Below are 17,813 nucleotides of genomic sequence, written 5' to 3'. Positions count from 1 at the left end.
CCTTCCTACCGCCGAATGGTGGGCGGTGGGCCCGGAATCCCAGGATTTCCGCCCGCAAGGGGGTCTTGATCAGGTAGAGGAGCCCGCAGTTTCTCACCCGAAAGAGTGATGGAGGCAGGGCGGGCGGCGACCACGTAGGCTCGGCGTACCGACATACGGACGTAGCGAACCTCAGGAGTGACCGTGATTCCCGGTGGTGGTCAGCCCAACATGCAGCAGCTTCTCCAGCAGGCCCAGAAGATGCAGCAGGACCTCGCCCGCGCCCAGCAGGAACTGGCCGCGACCGAGGTCGACGGACAGGCGGGCGGCGGCCTGGTCAAGGCGACCGTGACCGGCTCCGGCGAGCTGCGCGGCCTGGTCATCGACCCCAAGGCGGTCGACCCCGAGGACACCGAGACGCTCGCCGACCTGATCGTGGCCGCCGTACAGGCCGCCAACGACAACGCGCAGCAGCTCCAGCAGGCCAAGCTCGGCCCGCTGGCGCAGGGCATGGGCGGCATGCCGGGCCTCGGCTTCTGAGGCGTGTGAGCGCGGGGCTTTCGAGGCCCCTCCTCCCGCGGGCTTCTTAGGCTCGCTTTAAGCCACTACCGTAAGAATCAAGCACTCCCTTGAAAGGGCGTTCCGTGTACGAAGGCGTGGTTCAGGACCTCATCGACGAACTGGGCAGGCTGCCCGGCGTCGGTCCCAAGAGCGCGCAGCGGATCGCCTTCCACATCCTCCAGGCCGAGCCGACCGACGTACGGCGTCTCGCGCACGCGCTCCTGGAGGTCAAGGAGAAGGTCAGGTTCTGCGCGGTCTGCGGCAACGTGGCACAGCAGGAGCAGTGCAACATCTGCCGCGACCCGCGCCGCGACCTGACCGTCATCTGTGTGGTCGAGGAGCCGAAGGACGTCGTCGCGATCGAGCGGACCCGCGAGTTCCGGGGGCGGTACCACGTCCTCGGCGGCGCGATCAGCCCGATCGAGGGCGTCGGACCGGACGACCTCCGCATCCGCGAGCTGCTCACACGGCTCGCCGACGGCACGGTCACCGAGCTGATCCTCGCGACCGACCCGAACCTGGAGGGCGAGGCCACCGCGACGTACCTGGCGCGGATGATCAAGCCCATGGGGCTCAAGGTGACCCGGCTCGCGAGCGGGCTCCCGGTCGGCGGCGACCTGGAGTACGCCGACGAGGTGACCCTCGGCCGTGCCTTCGAGGGACGGAGGCTGCTAGATGTATGACGACCGGGCCGGCGCGCTCTCAGGGAGGCTCCTCGATGTCTGACCCCACGCTGCACGCGATCACGCAGAACCCCGACGACTTCGCGGTCCAGATCGCCGACTCCATCGAGAGCTTCATCGTCGCGACCACCGAGGTCGCCAAGGGCGACGAGCCGGACAGCGCGGTGCCCTTCCTGCTCCTGGAGCTCTCGCAGCTGCTGCTCGCGGGCGGGCGGCTGGGCGCGCACGAGGACATCGTCCCGGACGAGCGGTACGAGACGGACACGGGCCCCGAGCCGGACGTGGACGACCTGCGCGAGCGCTTCGCGGTGCTCCTCGAACCGGTCGACGTCTTCTCGGAGGTCTTCGACCCGTACGAGCCGCGCAAGGCCCCGGTCCCGGCCCGGATCTCCGACAACCTCGCCGACATCGTCACCGACCTCCGCCACGGTCTGGCCCACTACCGCGCCGGCCGAACCAGCGAGGCGCTGTGGTGGTGGCAGTTCTCGTACTTCTCCAACTGGGGCCCCACGGCCTCGGCCACCCTCCGCGCCCTCCAGTCCCTCGTCGCCCACGTCCGCCTCGACCAGCCGCTCGCGGCCCTCGACGGCCTCGACACGGACGAGGACCTGACGGAGGACGACCTCGCGGAGGAGGCGGGGCGCGTGATGCTGGAGGAGATCGCGGGCCCGCTGGGCCTGCCCAGCAAGTCCCTCAGGAAGTAGCGGACCGCTCGGGCCGGCCCCTGCCATCATGGCGCCATGGCGGGGACGGCAGACGCTTCCGGTGACCGGTCGGTCGCGGCCGGCGGGAACATCGGGCGGGTCGTCACCGGCGACGGCGTGACACTGGTCGAGCAGGGTGTCCTGCTGCCCACCGAGTTCCTGTCCGTACCGGACACCGGGCTCGTCCACCTGCCGGAGCGGACGGCGCTCTTCGTGGGGCGTTCCGAAGAACTGGCCCGGCTGGACGCGGGAGCCGTGTCCGGCGTCCAGGTCCTGTGCGGGCTGGGCGGCATCGGAAAGTCGACCCTCGCCGCCCACTGGGCCGCGAGGCGGCTCGACAGCCACCACCCGGTCTGGTGGATCACCGCCGAGACCCCGGCCGAACTCGACGCGGGCCTCGCCGCGCTCGCCCGCGCCATGCAGCCCGCGTACGTCGGCATCCTGCCCGAGGACGCCCTGCGGGAACGGGCCCTCCAGTGGCTGGCCACCCACGAGGGCTGGCTCCTCATCCTCGACAACGTCTCCGACCCGGCCGACCTCAAGCCGTTCCTGGCCCGGGCGACGGGCGGCCGCATCCTGATCACCTCACGCCGGGCCACCGGCTGGCAGGACCTCGCGGAGACGATCGCCGTGCCCGAGCTGGGAGCGGAGGAGGCGGCGGCGCTCTTCACGCGCGTGTGCCCGGGGGACGGCGTGGCCGAGGTGTGCGCGGAACTGGGCCGGCTGCCGCTCGCCGTCGGACAGGCCGCCGCCTACTGCGCGGAGGCGGGCATCACCCCGCGCGCGTACCTGGACCTCCTGGCCCGCTACCCGGCAAAGACGTACGCCCTGACGGCGGAGGGCGGCGAGGCGGGGCGCACGGTGGCCCGGGTGTGGCAGGTGACCCTGGACCGCCTCAGGGACACCCCGCTGGCGGGCCGGATCCTCGCGGTCCTGGCGTGGTGGGCCCCGGAGGGCGTTCCCCGGCGGCTCCTGGGCCCACTGGGCAGCCCACTGGAGGTGACGGAGGCGGTACGGCGCCTGCGGGCGCACAGCATGATCACGCTGGAGGGCGACGTCATCGCGGTGCACCGGGTGGTGCAGGCGGTGGTGCGGGCGGGGGGAGAGGGGCGCGAGGAGGCGGGGGCGCTGTTGGTGGATGCGGTGGGCCGGCCGCAGTCCCCGGACGAGGTTCGGGCGAACTTCGGCCCGTGGCAGTCGGTCGCGGCACAGGCGGAGGCGCTCGCCCGATGCACGGAACCGGACGAGGACACCGGAGAGTGGGCCCGTCTCTTCGACTGGGCCGGTCTGGTGTTCGGAATGGCGGTCGACGAACGCAGTTTCTTCCTGTGCGCCCGGGCTCTGCTCGCCTACATGAGGCTGTACGGGATGAAGGACGATCGGGTCCTGCGTGCGATGCGCGGCGTGACGCTGGGGTCTCGGCACGGCGATGGCTCCCCGGCGCTTGCCGCAGTGCATCTCGCGTTCCACAGCAATCTGTACGGTCCCGACGATCCCCGCACGATCGACGCCCGGACGAGGCTGGCGGAGGTCCTTCTGGAGTCGTCCCGGGGCCGGGCCGAGAAGCTGCTGCGGGAGAACGTGGATCGAGCCGTCCGGTCCCTGGGGGAGGACGCTCCGGCGACCTTGGACACCCGGCGTGCCCTGATCGCCGCGAGATCCGACCCCCGGACCGCCGTTTCCGACCTCGAGTCGCTGGTTGCCCGGGCCAAGCACGTCCTGCCGGAGGGCAACGCCCTGATCCGGACCATCGAGATGTCGCTCATCTCCGTCCTCGTGGACGCGGGCCGGACGGGACAGGCCCTCGACCTCGCCGAGGAGGCGGCCGAGGACGCCAGGAGGCGGTTCGGTGACGCACATCTGGACACCCTTGTGCGACGCGGCTTCCACGCCGTCATCGCGCGCGAGGCCGGTGAGGTCGAACGCGCCCGCGCCCTGGCGCGGGAGCTGCTCTCGGACTGTCAAACCACCCTGGGAGAGGTCGGGTTGACGTCGACCATGCGGCAACTCGCCCACGAAAGGCTCCCGTCGGCCGACTGAGTCCCGCATCATGGGCCCATGGCAGCAGTGAACGGTCCCTCCAAGACCCTCCTCTGGAGCGGAATCGGCGTCGCCGGGGCCGGATTGATCGCCCTCCTCCTCGTCGCCTTCACCGACCTCGGCAAGGCCGACCAGATCGCCAGCGTCGTAGGCGCTGTCCTGGCCGCCGTCGGGCTCGGACTCTCCCTGTGGGCGCAGTTCGGGCGCGGTGGCCAGGCCGCCCCGGTGGAGGCGTCCGGCACCCGTTCCGTCGCTGCCGGCGGGAGCATCGGGGTCGTCGTCACCGGTGACGGGGCGCAGGCCACGGCCGCCCCGCCCGCCATGCCCGCCGGCGGCCCTGCCGCCACCGGCCCCGTCACCGCCTCCGGCGAGCGTTCCGTCGCCGCCGGCGGGGACATCGGGAGCGTGTCCACGGGGGACGCGTGAGCGGGGGCGTCGGCGTGTCCACGGGGGACGCGTGAGCGGGGGCGTCTCCGCAGCGGGGGACCGTTCCGTCGCGGCCGGCGGGGACATCGGGTGGGTGCACACCGGCGACCGGGTGACCGCGCTGCCGCCGGAGGCCCTCGCGCCGGTGGTCTGCCCGCCCGGACTCGTCAACGTGCCCCGCAGGGCCGCCCACTTCGTGGGGCGCGGGGAGGAAGGCGCCCTGCTCGACGAGGAGTCGGAGACCGTCGTGATCAGCGGCCTCGGCGGGGTGGGGAAGTCCTCGCTCGCCGCCCGCTGGGCCCTCCGGCAGGCGGCGCACCGAAACCCCGTCTGGTGGATCACCGCGGAGAGCCGTGCGGACGTGGACGCCGGGCTCGCGGGGCTCGCCGCCGCGATGCAGCCCGCGCTGATCGACGTACTCCCGCAGGAGGCCCTGCGCGAGCGGGCGTTGCAGTGGCTGTCCGCGCACGACGGCTGGCTGCTCGTCCTCGACAACGTCACCGATCCGGCTGATGTGGCGGGCCTGCTGGCCCGGGCCGGCCGGGGGCGGATCGTCGTCACCAGCCGGACGACGGACGCCTGGTACGGGATCGGGCGGGTCCTCACGCTGCCCGTGCTGCCGGCCGGCGAGGCCGTCGAGCTGTTCACCCGGGTCGCCACCCACGCGGGGCCGCGCGACACCACCGGCGCCGAGCGGCTCTGCGAGACCCTCGGACAGCTGCCGCTCGCCGTCGAGATCGCCGCCGCGTACTGCGGCCGCACGGCCACGTCCCCGCTCGCCTACCTGGCGGAGCTGGGCCGGAGCGGCGGACTCGGCAACGCGGAGGAGGCCGTCGCCCGGGCCCTGCGCGTCACGCTCAACGGGCTCTCCGCCACGGTCCCGTACGCGGCGGGGATGCTCCGGCTGCTCGGCTGGTTCGCCCCCGACCGGATTCCCGTGATGCTCCTGCCACCGTTCCCCGGCGTCCGAGAGGCGCTCGGGGAGCTGGCCGCGCACAGCATGATCACCCTGCACGAGGACGGCTCGGTGTCCGTCCACCGGCTCGTGCAGGCCGTCGCCCGCCGTCCGGCCCCCGGGGACGGGCACGGGCGGCAGGGGGTGATCGGAAGGTCCCGCAGTCTCGCGGAGACGGCGTTCGGGGTCGCCGCACCGCTGGACAGCGACGACCCGGCCCACTGGGAGACGTGGCGGGTGCTGTTGCCGCACGTCGAGGCGCACCTGCGGTGCACCGACCCCGCGGGGGACGGCGAGGCGCTGCTTCCCGTGCTGGCCGCCGCGGGCGCGTACCTGAGTCTGAACGGGCTGTACGAGGAGGCGGCCGACGTGTACGAGCGCGCGCTGGCCGGCTGTGAGCGGCTGCTCGGCCCGGACGATCCGGCCACCCTCGGCCTGCGCGGCGCACTGGCCGAGACCCTCGCCTCGGCGGGACGCGCGGACGAGGCGATCGACGCGGCGGCCGCGGTGGTGCGGCGCATGACCGAGGTGCTGGGAGCCGACGACAGGGACACGTTCAGGGCGCGGAGCTGCCTCGCGAAGGCCCATGTGAAGGCCGGGCTGGTCCACAGGGCGGTCGCCCTTCAGGAGAGCATGCTCATGGACATGGTCCGTGTCCTGGGCGCGAAGGACCGGGAGACGCTGCTGGCCTGCTCCGAGCTCGCCGGGATCTACCGGGCCTTGAACCTGACCCGCGACGCCGTCGCGCTGGGCGCGTACGCGGCGGCCGAGATGAGCGTGGTCCTCGGCGAGGAGGACCTGGACACCCTGATCACCCGGATCAATCTGGCCGGGCTGTACGCCGGCGCCGGCGTGACCGACCGGGCCCGCGCCGACTTCGCGGAGCTGCTGACCGTCTGCGTACGCCTCCTCGGCGACGACCACCCGTACACCGTCCACGTACGGGAGGCCCTCGACGCGCCATGGCAGGACGACGCGTAGGGGCCGAAGCGCGCGCAGGGGGCGAGCCATGCGCAGGGGACGAAGCGCGCGCAGGGGCCGGAATGATCACCCAGTGAGCGCCTCGTCTCACCATTCGATACCACGTAGGCGTTCCCGGGTCGCTCGTTAGACTGAGCCGATCGCAGCGCCGGCTGCGGCACACACTGAGCGAGGAGCGCACGTGGGCCTTGTCGTGCAGAAGTACGGAGGCTCCTCCGTTGCCGATGCCGAAGGCATCAAGCGCGTCGCCAAGCGGATCGTGGACGCCAAGAAGAACGGCCACCAGGTGGTCGTCGTGGTTTCCGCGATGGGCGACACGACGGACGAGTTGATCGATCTCGCCGAGCAGGTATCCCCGATCCCTGCCGGGCGTGAGTTCGACATGCTGCTGACCGCCGGAGAGCGGATCTCCATGGCCCTGCTGGCCATGGCGATCAAAAACCTGGGCCACGAGGCCCAGTCGTTCACGGGCAGTCAGGCCGGTGTCATCACCGACTCGGTCCACAACAAAGCGCGCATCATCGATGTCACGCCGGGCCGGATCCGTACCGCCCTCGACGAGGGCAACATCGCCATCGTCGCCGGGTTCCAGGGTGTCAGCCAGGACAAGAAGGACATCACCACGCTCGGTCGTGGCGGTTCCGACACCACCGCCGTGGCGCTGGCCGCCGCGCTCGACGCCGAGGTCTGCGAGATCTACACCGACGTCGACGGTGTGTTCACGGCCGACCCGCGCGTGGTGAAGAAGGCGAAGAAGATCGACTGGATCTCCTTCGAGGACATGCTGGAGCTCGCCGCCTCAGGCTCCAAGGTGCTGCTGCACCGGTGCGTCGAGTACGCACGCCGTTACAACATCCCGATCCACGTCCGCTCGTCCTTCTCGGGGCTGCAGGGCACCTGGGTCAGCAACGAGCCGCAAGGGGACCGCAAGGTGGAGCAGGCCATCATCTCGGGCGTCGCCCACGACACCTCCGAGGCGAAGATCACCGTCGTCGGCGTGCCGGACAAGCCGGGCGAGGCCGCGGCCATCTTCCGGGCCGTCGCGGACGCCGAGATCAACATCGACATGATCGTGCAGAACGTGTCCGCCGCCTCGACGGGTCTCACGGACATCTCCTTCACCCTCCCCAAGGCCGAGGGCCGCAAGGCCATCGACGCCCTGGAGAAGGCGAAGACCGCGATCGGCTTCGACTCGCTGCGCTATGACGACCAGATCGGCAAGATCTCCCTGGTCGGCGCCGGGATGAAGACCAACCCGGGGGTCACCGCGGACTTCTTCCGCGCGCTCTCCGACGCGGGCGTGAACATCGAGCTCATCTCGACCTCCGAGATCCGCATCTCGGTCGTCACCCGCGCCGACGACGTCAACGAGGCCGTGCGCGCCGTCCACAGCGCCTTCGGCCTGGACAGCGACTCGGACGAGGCCGTCGTCTACGGAGGCACCGGCCGATGACACCGAAGCCGACGCTCGCGGTCGTCGGTGCGACCGGAGCCGTCGGCTCGGTGATGCTCCAGATGCTCACGCACCACGCGGACGTCTGGGGCGAGATACGCCTGCTCGCCTCCCCGCGCTCGGCCGGTCGCAAGACGGCCGTGCGCGGGGAGGAGTGCGAGATCCTCGCGCTGAGCGAGGAGGCCCTGGAGGGCGTCGACCTGGCGCTCTTCCTGGTGCCCGAGACGGTGGCCGCCCGCTGGGCGCCCATCGCCGCCACCAAGGGCGCCGTCGTCGTGGACACCTCCGCAGCCTTCCGCGCGGACCCCGACGTCCCCCTCGTCGTCCCCGAGACCAACGCCCACGCGGCGCGCGTACGCCCCCGTGGCATCGTCTCCAGCCCCGGCTGCACCACGCTCGCGCTGGTCGTCGCCGTGGGCGCCCTGCACGCCGAGTTCGGGCTCGCCGAACTGGTCGTCACCGCCCAGCAGGCCGCCAGCGGCGCCGGTGCGGGACAGGCCGGTGTCGAGGCGCTCCGCGCCCAGCTCGGCCTGGTGGCCGGCGACGGAGACCTGGGCACCCACCCCGGAGACGTACGACGAGCGGTCGGCGAGAACACCGGCCCCTTCCCCGGACCCCTCGCGCTCAACGTCCTGCCCTGGTCGGGTACGGCCGGCGCCGACGGTGCCTCCTCGGAGGAGGAGCGCGTACGGGACGAGACCCGGCGGATCCTCGCCCTGCCCGCGCTGCGGGTCGCCGCCACCTGTGTGCGCGTGCCGGTCGTCACCGGGCACTCCGTCTCCGTGCACGCCCGCTTCGAGCACCCCGTCCCCCTGGGGCGCGCGCACGAGATCCTCGCGACCTCGCCGGGGGTCGTGCTGTACGACGATCCCGCCGCGGGTGACTTTCCCACCCCCGCCGACGTCGTCGGCACCGACCCCGCCTGGGTCGGACGGGTACGGCGCTCCATGGACGACGAGCGGGCGCTCGATTTCTTCGTCTGCGCCGACAATCTGCGCAAGGGCGCGGCCCTCAACGCCCTGCAGATCGCGGAATCTGTTGTCGCAACTTTGTAGGATCTGTGAACGACCTGTGAGCAAATAGGCGTCAGATACCTCTTGAACTGCGGTGATGCCGTAGCCGACGATGCTCTTCCCCCTTACTGCAACCAGTAGTTGGGTGCGGGGCGTCTCTGCGTGCACCCATGGTCGTGTGACGCGGAGCACGCTGTGAAGCGGGGCATCGGGGGAGAACGGTTACACATGAGGACAAACAACTCACCGTCGAAAAGGGTGGCGTACGCGTACAACCCTGCCGGGGGGAAGCGTGTCCAACATGCGTGGCAGACGTACTCGACATCGCAACCATCGCTCCGCTGCGCGGCGCGGGCACAGCTGTGCTCCCCGCGCGGAGCGTCGGCGTCGTCCCCGTACGCGGGCCGGCGGTCCGCCCCTATCGGCGGCCGCGCGCTCTCGGTGGGATGCCGGTGATCGCCCCCGTGCCCACCGGATCCCGTGCGAGCGCCGTGGACGGCATCCCGTCGCCCCGGACGAGCACCGAAGGCGCCTCGGCGGCCGGAACGACCGTCGACCACCTGACCGAGACGTACCGTGCCCACTACCGGTCGCTGCTCGGCCTCGCCGCGCTGCTCCTCGACGACACGGCCTCCTGCGAGGACGTCGTCCAGGAGGCGTTCATCCGCGTCCACTCGGCCCGCAAGCGGGTGCGTGAGCCGGAGAAGACGCTCGCCTATCTGCGCCAGACCGTCGTGAACCTCTCCCGGTCCGCACTGCGCCGCCGCATCCTCGGACTCAAACTGCTGTCCAAGCCGATGCCGGACATGGCCAGCGCGGAGGAGGGGGCGTACGACCAGCTGGAGCGCGAGGACCTGATCAAGGCGATGCGCGGACTCCAACGGCGCCAGCGTGAGGTGCTGGCCCTGCGGTACTTCTCGGACATGACCGAGGTTCAGGTCGCCGAGGCGCTCGGGATATCCCTGGGTTCGGTGAAGGCGTACGGTTCGCGGGGCATCGCGTCGCTGCGCGTCGCGATGGGAGCGACGTCGTGAGCGAGGCACCTGGCAAGGACGCCGGCGAGGCCGACAGCGTCGAGAACGGCGCGGCGGCCGAGAACGGCGACAGCGCCGCGAAGGACGCGGGCGTCGGAAGCGGCGCCGATGTCGAGAACGGCGACGGTGTCGAGAGCGGCGCCCCGGATGAACGTGACGACCTGAGTGGACAGCGCATGGTGAACATCGAGCCCGGCCCCGGCGAGGGTGACGGGGACGACGAACTCGCGCTGCGGCGGCTGTTCCAGAGCACCGTCTCCGGCCTGGAGCCCTCCCTGGGCTCGCTGGAGCACCTGCGCCGCGCCGTGCCCGCACGGCGCGCCCGTAAGCGGCAGGCCGTCGTGGGTGCCGCCGCCGCCGCGGTCCTCATCGGGACGGCCGTACCCGCCTTCGTGCACGTCGCCGCGTCCGGCGGCATCTCCGCCGCCAACCCCGTGAACGCGGGCCACGGCGAGGAGGCCCAGGGCGGCACCGGCGCCGAGACCGGCGTCGAGGGCGGCAAGAGCGCCACGACCCCCGCGAGCACCCTGGCCCCGAGCCAGGGCGCGGCCGACGGTTCCTCGGGCAAGCCGCAGCGACCCGGCTCCGGTGCGTCCGCCACCGGTCCCCGGGAGGCGCAGAACGTGCCGCCCGGCTCCGTGCCGGCGTGCGGGGCCGAGCAGCTCGGCGTCAGCTCGGCGGGGGCCGGCGCACCCGACGGCGAGGGCAAGGTCCACGGCATCTTCCGCATCGCCAACGTCTCCGACCGGGCGTGCGTCGTGAACGGCAGCGGGATCGTCGGCTTCGAGGCCCACGGCGCGGCCGACCCGGCGCGGATCTCGGTGATCCGGCACACCTCGGGAGACGCGGGGAGCGGGCTGCCCGACCCCTCGCAGGAGTACTCGTCGCTCCTCCTGAAGCCGAGCGACACCTACGAGTTGAAGTTCGTCTGGGTGCCGAGCGAGACCTGCCCCACGACCACCACCAGCCCGACCCCCACGGAGCCGACGCCGACCGAGCCGCCGACCACGCCGCCGCCGACGGACACCCCGACCGAGGCCACGGGCAACCCCGATCCCAGCGGGGGTACGGGCTCCGGGGGGAGCGGCACCGAACCGGGCACCGGCGCGGAAGCGGGCGCGGGCTCCGGTGTGGCGCCCCAGCTGCTCCACGAGGACGGCGGTCCGGCGGACGGCAGCGTCCTGGTCAGCCATGTCGCGGAGCCGGGCGGCCCCTACGCGTCGGCGAGCATCCCCAACGCCTGCGCGGGCACCATCTACCGGACCGGAGTCCTGGGCTCCTCCTGAGCGGGCGTACGGGCTCCGGGGGCGCACGGCGCCTGAGCGGCCGTACGGCTCTGGGCGCGCACGGCGCCTGAGTAGCCGTACGGCTCCGGCGGTCGTACCGTTCCTGGGCGGGCGTACGGGCTCCGCAGGGCGTACCGGCTCCCGCCCGGCGCGCGCGCAGGGCGGCGGGGCTACAGACCCAGAGCCTCGTCGCGGGACGCCTCCGCCTCGCGGCGCACCAGGCGGAACCACATGAAGAGGACGAAGCCCGCGAAGACGAACCACTCCGCGGTGTAGCCGAGGTTCTGGAAGGCCTTCGCGTCCAGGCTCGTGCCCGCCGCGGCCGCCGCCGGGACCGGGGTGAGGCCGGTGGGGGAGTCGGCGAGGGTGATCCAGGCGTCGTAGACGTCGTCCGTGACCACGTTCACCAGGGACGCCGCGCTGATCATCCCCAGCTGTCCCTCGGGCAGCCCACCGGCCTGGTGGACGCCCTTGGTGCCCCCGTTCTCCGAGGCCTGGAGCGCGCCCACCACCGTGACCTCGCCGGACGGCGGGGCGGGGACCTCGGCACCCGTGGGGAGCCAGCCCCGGACCACCGGAAGCGACCGGCCGCCGTCCGTCCGCAGCATCGTCAGGACGTAACTGCCGGTCCGGCCGTCCAGCTCACGGTCCGGGACGAGGAACTGCTCCCCGAACCGGCCGCGCGCCTCGGCCGACCGGCCCGAGGTCTCCGTGTCCACCGGGAGCAGCGAGGCCAGCGGTTCGGCCTTCAGCGTGCTCGCGTCGGGCCGCTTCTCGGCCGCCTCGTGGGATTCGACGCGCCCCTCGAACTTGCCCAGCTGCCAGGTCCCCATGAACACGCAGAACGGGATCGCCAGCAGGACGAAGACGTTGATCCCCCACCAGCGGGGCGTTCTCAGGAACCGGTACACGCCCCCCACGGTACGCAAGCGGCCTCGGTCCTCCGTCGGCCGGGTCCGACCTGTCGGCCGGGTCCCGCCTGCCGCGCGCACCGGGGGCCGGGCGCGTCCCACTTGCCTGCCGGGTGTCACCCCTGCCTGCCCCGGGTCCCCGGCCGCCTCAGCCTTCCACCGGACCGGCCCCCAGGTGCTTCTCGGCGAACGCCAGGTCCAGGCCGACCTGCTTGATCCGCTCCTCCACCACGAGCGAGCCGTGGCCCGCGTCGTAGCGGTACACCTCGTGGACCGCGCCCCGGGCCTTGAGCCGGTCGACGTAGTTGTCGATCTGGCGGATCGGGCAGCGCGGGTCGTTGACGCCGGCCGAGATGTGCACCGGGGCCTTCACCGCGTCCACGTACGTCAGCGGCGACGAGGCCGCGTACCGCTCGGGCACCTCCTCGGGGGAACCCCCGAGCAGCGTCCGGTCCAGCGCCTTGAGGGCCTCCATCTCGTCCTCGTACGCCGCGACGTAGTCCGCGACCGGGACCGCCGCGAGACCGACCGCCCAGGCCTCCGGCTGCGTGCCGATGCCGAGGAGCGTCAGATAGCCGCCCCAGGAGCCGCCGGACAGCACGAGCCGGGCCGGGTCGGCGAGGCCGCTCGCCACCGCCCACGCGCGGACCGCCTCGATGTCCTCCAGCTCGATCAGACCGATCCGGTGCTTGAGCGCGTCCGTCCACTCCCGTCCGTACCCCGTCGAGCCCCGGTAGTTGACCCGCACCACCGCGTACCCGTGGTCCACCCAGGCCGCCGGGCCCGACGCGAAGGCGTCGCTGTCGTGCCAGGTGGGACCGCCGTGCACCTCGAAGACCGTGGGGAAGGGGCCCTCGCCCGCCGGGCGCTGCACGAGCGCGTGGACCCTGCCTCCGGGGCCCTCCACCCACACGTCCTCCACCGGCACCGACGGCGGCGCCTTCGGGCCGGGCGGGTCGAGGACGACGCCCCCGTCCGTGGAGCGCACCACCGGCGGCTCGGCGGCCGAGGACCACAGGTACTCCACGCTGCCGTCCGGCCGGGCCGTCGCGCTCGACACCGAACCGGCCGGGGTCTCCACCCGGACCAGGGCGCCGGTGGCGATCTCGTACCGCCACAGCTCGCTGCGGGCCTCGAAGCTGTGCACGATCAGCAGGCCGGACCCGTCCGGGTACCACTCGGCCGACACGTCGCCCGGCAGGTCGAGCCGGAGATCGGTCTCCGTGCCCGCCGCCACGTCCCAGAGCATCGGCTCCCAGCGGCCGCGCCGCTGGTGCCCGACGAGCAGCCGGGTGTCCCCGGCGACCGGTGCGAAGCCGAGGACCGCCAGCCCCAGTTCCTCCGTGCCGCCCTTGGTGTCGTCGAGCTCGGCGAGCACGCTCGCGTCCGAGGCGCGCAGCACCCGCAGCGCCGAGTGCATCGCGTCCCCGTGCTCGGTGTGCTCGATCGCGATCAGCGTGCTGTCGTACGACAGGTCGCCGACCCCGGCCGACTCCCGGTGCCGGTAGATCTCGACCGGGGCGCCGGCCCCGGGGCGCACGAGATGGACCGTCGAGCCGTCCTCGTCCGTGGAGCGGCCCACCAGGAGCGTGCCGTCCCGGCCGATGGCGAGCCCCGCCGGATAGGAGGCGTCGAGGCCGGCGACGGCCGGCTCGTCCGCGCCGCCGCCGAACGGCTGGCGCATCCACACCCCGAACTCGTCCCCGTCGGTGTCCGCGAACCACCAGATCCAGGCGCCGTCCGGCGACAGCGTGCCGTCCGTCGTGCCGTTCGGCCGGTCCGTGACCTGCCGCTGCTCGCCGCTCGCCCGGTCCCAGGCGTACAGCTCGTACGTCCCCGTCGCGTTCGACACGAACAGCGAGCGGTCCGGGGCCTCCTCGGCCCACTCGGGCAGGGAGACGCGCGGCGCGCGGAAGCGCTGCTCCCACACGGGGGCCGGTTCGGTGAGCTCGGCCTTGAGCTCGGCGTTCTTACTCTCAGTCATGGCACCCATGATGCTCCGCGCGGCGGACAATCGGGTCGCGTCCCCCTCAACCTGTGGATAACCTCGCGGACATGTACTCACCCACGCCCGAGGACTGGCACGAGGCCAACCGCGCACGCTGGGACGAGCGCGTCCCGATCCACGCCGCGAGCGCGTTCTACGACCTCGACGCCTTCCGCGCGGGCAAGGACGCTCTGCGGGACTTCGAGCTCGCGGAGGTCGGTGACGTCACCGGCCGGTCCCTGCTGCACCTCCAGTGCCACATCGGGCTCGACACCCTCTCGTGGGTCCGCCACGGTGCCTCGCACGTCGTCGGCCTGGACTTCTCCGAGCCGGCCGTCGAGACCGCCCGCTCGCTCGCCGCCGACCTGGGTCTGACACAGGACCGGGCGGCCTTCGTCGCCGCCGATGTGTACGACGCCGCCGAGGCCGTCCCGGACAGCGCGTACGACATCGTCTACACCGGCAGCGGGGCGCTGAACTGGCTGCCCGACATCGAGCGCTGGGCGGAGACCGCCGCCTCGCTCGTCGCCCCGGGCGGCTTCCTCTACGTGGCCGAGTTCCATCCGTTCACCGACTCGCTCGACGACGAGACCGGCAGCCGGATCGTGCACGACTACTTCGTCCGCGAACCCTGGGTGGACACCAGCCCGGGCACGTACGCCGAGCTCGACGCCGCCACCGTCCACAACCGCAGCGTGGAGTGGGTGCACCCGGTCGGCGAGGTCGTCACCGCGCTCGCGCGGGTCGGCCTGCGGATCGAGTTCCTGCACGAGCACGAGGCCTCGCTGTTCCCCCGCTACGGCGCGCTCCAGCGGCACGAGGACGGCTACTACCGCTTCCCGGCGGACCGGCCCCGCATCCCGCTGATGTACTCGATCAAGGCGTCCCGCCCGGCTGTCTGAGCCGGCTCCACGAGGGCTGCGGAGAGAGCTGCGGAGAGAGCTACGGAAGCCGGATGACCGCGCGTCCGCCCGTGAGGTCCACCGTCGAGCGGTTCGGCGGGGCGCCGTCCTCCTCGTCGTCGCGCAGCACGAGCGCGCTCTGGCGCTCCTTCAGCTCGTTCTGCTTGCCCTGCGAGAAGGTGGCGTGCAGCTGCTCGAAGCCGGTCGAGGAGATCTGACCCTTGCGCTTCCCGCGGCCGGTCATCCGCAGGATCTGATCGGCGAAGGCGATCACGGTCAGCAGGATGACCAGACCCGGCAGCGTCACGAACACGGCGAACTCCATGCCATCCATCAGACCACGCCCCGGACGGATGCGTCAGGGGGTGTCGGGACGGATGTGGTGCATCCGCCGCCCGTCGGGACCGAGGACCTGGGCCCCGATCTTGTGGGTGCGCAGCGAGAGCGCGGTGCCGGAGATCCGCAGCGCCGGGGCGGCCCGTACGAGCGCCGCCGTCACCTCGTGCAGTTCGTCGACCGTACGGAGCCACAGGGCGACGGCCAGGTTGTGGGGTCCGGTGACCGAGGTGACCAGCCGGGTCTGACGCAGCCGGGCCAGCGCCGCCACCGTCGTCGGCACTTCCAGGGGCGGTACGTCGGTGGTGACCATCGCCCACACCGGGCGGCCGGAGAACCTCGGGGCCGGCAGACAGTGGTGGTGGAGGGCGCCGCCGGCCGTGAGGGCGTCCAGCCTCCGCCGTACCGTCGACGCGCTCGTACCGCACTGCCGGGCCAGCTCGGCGGCGCTGCGGCGGGCGTCCCCCGCCAGTTCCGCGACCAGCCGGTGGTCGAGTTCCGTGAGGTTCGGCGCGGTACGCACGTGCGCGCGTGGCCGGTCCCCGCCCGTGATCTCCCTGAGGAGCTGGACCTGCCCGGGGGTGAGCTGCTCGATCCGTGACCGGTACGGGCGGTTGTGCAGCCGGGTGACGACCTGGGTGCGGGCCCGGAGCACCCCGGGCAGCCGCCGCACCCGCCCGGCGAGATAGGCGTCGAGGGCGTAGAGGTCGGGGCAGACCACGAGCAGGACCAGATCGGCGTCGCCGGTCACCTGGTGGACGCCGAGGGTGCACGGATCCCCCGAGACCTCGATCGCGGTGGCCTCGGAGGCGCCCGCGACGCACTCCAGCTCGACCCAGGCGTAGAGCATCGCGTCCGTGCCACGGCGGGCGGCGAGCAGCGAACTCCAGGCGTAGCCCCCGGCCGTGAGGTGCTCCCAGCGCCGGGCGAGGGTGTCGGCACTCACCCCCAGAACGGCCGAGAGCTGGGTCCAGCTGGCGCGCGGGGCCATCTGCAGTGCGTGGATCAGCGACAGATCCGGCTCTCCCAGGACGGATTCCCCGGTACTCATTTCCCTCCCTGGTCGATCCCCGGCAAACCGTGGGTGTGGGTTCCAGGGCGCCCCAGGATGTGGACCGAGGCATATGCATTCAAGCCGTAGTGGCGGTTGTTCGCCATTGACTCAGGCATAACTCACACATGGGAAGAGGACGGGGGCGGTACGACATGGGGATCGGCGATCCACCGGAGGCCGCGGAACGGGCCGGGACAGCGGCCTCGTGGAACGACTCCTGGGGTGACTCCACGAGTGAATCCACGAGCGATCCCCGGGGTTACTTCAGGAGCGATTCCCGGGGTGACTCCAGAAGTGATTCCTGGGGTGCCTCCTGGAGTGGGCCGACCGTGCTGTGGGGCGAGCCGGTGAGCCTTGACCAGCTCGCCGCCGCCGAGCGCGGATACGCCTGCGGCGGGCCCGCCGAACGGCTCCTGTGGGAACGGCTGTCCGTCTTCGAGGGGACCTTCGGCCGGGACGCCGTCGTCGAGGTGTGCGCGTCGGGGAAACTGCCCCCGGCGGCGATCCCGGCGGTCCTCGACCGGCTCGTGCCCCTCGCCCTCCTCCCCGTCGACGACCTGTTCGCCGGCGAGGACGACGTCACCCGCTACTGGATGCCGCACGCGATGCGGGCCGTGGGCGCCCGCCGGCTCACCGAACGCGGCGACCGACGGTCCGTGGTCCTGCGGCACCGGCGGTGGTGCGTGAAGCTCGCCCGGCGGGCCGCCGACTGGTGGCAGAGCGGCCGGCAGCTCGACGCCCGCGACCTCGCCCTGCGGGAACTCCCGGACCTGGCCGCCGCCATGGACCCGACGACCGCGCCGCTCTCGCCGGGCAACGAGGCCGACAAGGCCGTCGAGATCGCCGTCTCGCTGTGGTTCCTGTGGGTGGCCTGCGGGCGGGCCACCGAGGGCCGGACGCGGCTGCGGCACGCCCTCGCCCTGCTCAACGGGGAGCCGACGGCCCGCGCCCTGTGGCTCGCCGCGTTCCTGGATCTGGAGGCGGGCCGCCCGGAGGACGCCGATCCGCTCCTCGGCCGGGCCTGGGCGGCGGCCGTGCGGGACGGGGACGAAGGCACCCTGGGCCTCCTCGCCCATCTGCGGGGCTCGACCGCCCTGTATCAGGGACGTACGCGCGCGGCGGCGCACGAATTCCGGGAGGCCCTCGCGCTGAATGGGGGAGTACCCGGAGTTCGGGCCGACCCGGCACGCCTGCTGGGCGGGCCTCGCGCTCTCCCTCTGCCGCACGGACCCGGAGGCCGCGCAGGAGGCGCTGGACCATGGCGACCTGGACCGCGAGAGCCGGTGGCCCTGGGTGGGCCGCGACATGTACGCCGAGGCCTGGTCGTCCATGGCACGCGCCGAACTCGCGGCGTGGGACGGGGACCTGGACCGCGCCGCCGAACACGCCCGGTGGGCGCTGTGCGAGCACCTGCGGATGGGCACGGCGGCGGGTGCGGCCGGCGCGGCGGAACTCCTGGCCCAGATCCGGGTGTCGGCCGGAAGGCGTGACGCGGCGGCCCATCTGCT

At 72.7% G+C, this 17,813-nt stretch carries 16 protein-coding genes; 12 read left to right on the top strand and 4 right to left on the bottom strand.

Features of this window, described 5'->3' with window-relative positions; genetic code table 11:
- Positions 1-183 precede the first annotated feature (183 nt).
- The 10 genes from OG462_RS20960 (at position 184) to OG462_RS20915 (ending at position 11,115) form a co-directional block, all read left to right on the top strand.
- Complete coding sequence (locus tag OG462_RS20960) at positions 184-519, top strand: YbaB/EbfC family nucleoid-associated protein (RefSeq protein ID WP_015034576.1); 336 nt, start codon at positions 184-186, stop codon at positions 517-519.
- Positions 520-623: 104 nt separating this feature from the next.
- The gene (recR, locus tag OG462_RS20955) at positions 624-1,223 is read left to right on the top strand and encodes a recombination mediator RecR (RefSeq protein ID WP_328943925.1); all 600 of its coding nucleotides are present in this window, start codon (positions 624-626) and stop codon (positions 1,221-1,223) included.
- 35 nt (positions 1,224-1,258) lie between these two features.
- Positions 1,259-1,927: a DUF5063 domain-containing protein gene (locus OG462_RS20950; protein ID WP_406059673.1), complete on the top strand. Its 669-nt coding sequence runs from the start codon at positions 1,259-1,261 to the stop codon at positions 1,925-1,927.
- A 36-nt stretch (positions 1,928-1,963) separates the two neighbouring features.
- Entirely contained in the window at positions 1,964-3,967 is a 2,004-nt protein-coding gene (locus tag OG462_RS20945; protein ID WP_406059672.1) for a tetratricopeptide repeat protein, read from the top strand.
- 18 nt (positions 3,968-3,985) lie between these two features.
- Positions 3,986-4,393, top strand: a complete 408-nt coding sequence (locus OG462_RS20940) for a hypothetical protein (protein WP_406059670.1) — start codon at positions 3,986-3,988, stop codon at positions 4,391-4,393.
- 31 nt (positions 4,394-4,424) lie between these two features.
- Positions 4,425-6,329 (top strand): tetratricopeptide repeat protein, encoded by a 1,905-nt coding sequence (locus tag OG462_RS20935; RefSeq protein ID WP_406059668.1) that lies wholly within the window; start codon positions 4,425-4,427, stop codon positions 6,327-6,329.
- Positions 6,330-6,510: 181 nt separating this feature from the next.
- A complete protein-coding gene (locus OG462_RS20930; protein WP_073908126.1) occupies positions 6,511-7,782 on the top strand; it encodes an aspartate kinase in 1,272 nt (423 codons plus the stop codon).
- Positions 7,779-8,837: an aspartate-semialdehyde dehydrogenase gene (locus OG462_RS20925; RefSeq protein ID WP_406059666.1), complete on the top strand. Its 1,059-nt coding sequence runs from the start codon at positions 7,779-7,781 to the stop codon at positions 8,835-8,837. The genes OG462_RS20930 and OG462_RS20925 overlap by 4 nt, the downstream gene beginning before the upstream one ends.
- A gap of 263 nt (positions 8,838-9,100) precedes the next feature.
- Positions 9,101-9,829 carry a SigE family RNA polymerase sigma factor gene (locus OG462_RS20920; RefSeq protein WP_406059665.1) on the top strand — a complete coding sequence of 243 codons (729 nt, stop codon included), beginning with the start codon at positions 9,101-9,103 and terminating at the stop codon, positions 9,827-9,829.
- A complete protein-coding gene (locus tag OG462_RS20915) occupies positions 9,826-11,115 on the top strand; it encodes a hypothetical protein (RefSeq protein ID WP_406059663.1) in 1,290 nt (429 codons plus the stop codon). The genes OG462_RS20920 and OG462_RS20915 overlap by 4 nt, the downstream gene beginning before the upstream one ends.
- A gap of 170 nt (positions 11,116-11,285) precedes the next feature.
- On the opposite strand, the gene OG462_RS20910 is transcribed toward OG462_RS20915, so the two are convergent.
- Both OG462_RS20910 and OG462_RS20905 read right to left on the bottom strand, forming a co-directional pair.
- Positions 11,286-12,026 (bottom strand): SURF1 family protein, encoded by a 741-nt coding sequence (locus tag OG462_RS20910; RefSeq protein WP_406059662.1) that lies wholly within the window; start codon positions 12,024-12,026, stop codon positions 11,286-11,288.
- Between the two features lie 148 nt (positions 12,027-12,174).
- Positions 12,175-14,019 carry a prolyl oligopeptidase family serine peptidase gene (locus tag OG462_RS20905; protein WP_406059660.1) on the bottom strand — a complete coding sequence of 615 codons (1,845 nt, stop codon included), beginning with the start codon at positions 14,017-14,019 and terminating at the stop codon, positions 12,175-12,177.
- A gap of 62 nt (positions 14,020-14,081) precedes the next feature.
- Here OG462_RS20905 and OG462_RS20900 point away from each other — a divergent pair, with 62 nt between their 5' ends.
- Positions 14,082-14,915, top strand: coding sequence for a class I SAM-dependent methyltransferase (locus OG462_RS20900; RefSeq protein ID WP_406059659.1), 834 nt, complete (start codon positions 14,082-14,084; stop codon positions 14,913-14,915).
- A gap of 40 nt (positions 14,916-14,955) precedes the next feature.
- Here the strand turns inward: OG462_RS20900 and OG462_RS20895 are convergent, their stop codons facing one another.
- Both OG462_RS20895 and OG462_RS20890 read right to left on the bottom strand, forming a co-directional pair.
- Positions 14,956-15,240, bottom strand: a complete 285-nt coding sequence (locus OG462_RS20895; RefSeq protein WP_406059657.1) for a DUF6191 domain-containing protein — start codon at positions 15,238-15,240, stop codon at positions 14,956-14,958.
- 33 nt (positions 15,241-15,273) lie between these two features.
- On the bottom strand, positions 15,274-16,302 hold the full coding sequence (locus OG462_RS20890; protein ID WP_406059655.1) for an Lrp/AsnC family transcriptional regulator: 1,029 nt from the start codon (positions 16,300-16,302) through the stop codon (positions 15,274-15,276).
- Positions 16,303-16,652: 350 nt separating this feature from the next.
- Here OG462_RS20890 and OG462_RS20885 point away from each other — a divergent pair, with 350 nt between their 5' ends.
- Positions 16,653-17,795 carry a hypothetical protein gene (locus OG462_RS20885; RefSeq protein ID WP_406059653.1) on the top strand — a complete coding sequence of 381 codons (1,143 nt, stop codon included), beginning with the start codon at positions 16,653-16,655 and terminating at the stop codon, positions 17,793-17,795.
- Positions 17,796-17,813: the final 18 nt, after the last annotated feature.

The organism is Streptomyces sp. NBC_01077, from assembly GCF_045162855.1.
Classification (GTDB): Bacteria; Actinomycetota; Actinomycetes; order Streptomycetales; family Streptomycetaceae; genus Streptomyces.
Note: the sequence above shows the minus strand (reverse complement) of the source record. Positions and strands in the feature narration are given on the sequence as shown.

Bases quoted from the DNA above. Each gene is read 5' to 3' on its own strand.
- OG462_RS20950 (WP_406059673.1), top strand. From the start codon at position 1,259: ATGTCTGACCCCACGCTGCACGCGATCACGCAGAACCCCGACGACTTC.
- OG462_RS20945 (WP_406059672.1), top strand. From the start codon at position 1,964: ATGGCGGGGACGGCAGACGCTTCCGGTGACCGGTCGGTCGCGGCCGGC.
- OG462_RS20940 (WP_406059670.1), top strand. From the start codon at position 3,986: ATGGCAGCAGTGAACGGTCCCTCCAAGACCCTCCTCTGGAGCGGAATC.
- OG462_RS20925 (WP_406059666.1), top strand. From the start codon at position 7,779: ATGACACCGAAGCCGACGCTCGCGGTCGTCGGTGCGACCGGAGCCGTC.
- OG462_RS20905 (WP_406059660.1), bottom strand. From the start codon at position 14,019: ATGGGTGCCATGACTGAGAGTAAGAACGCCGAGCTCAAGGCCGAGCTC.
- OG462_RS20900 (WP_406059659.1), top strand. From the start codon at position 14,082: ATGTACTCACCCACGCCCGAGGACTGGCACGAGGCCAACCGCGCACGC.
- OG462_RS20895 (WP_406059657.1), bottom strand. From the start codon at position 15,240: ATGGAGTTCGCCGTGTTCGTGACGCTGCCGGGTCTGGTCATCCTGCTG.
- OG462_RS20890 (WP_406059655.1), bottom strand. From the start codon at position 16,302: ATGAGTACCGGGGAATCCGTCCTGGGAGAGCCGGATCTGTCGCTGATC.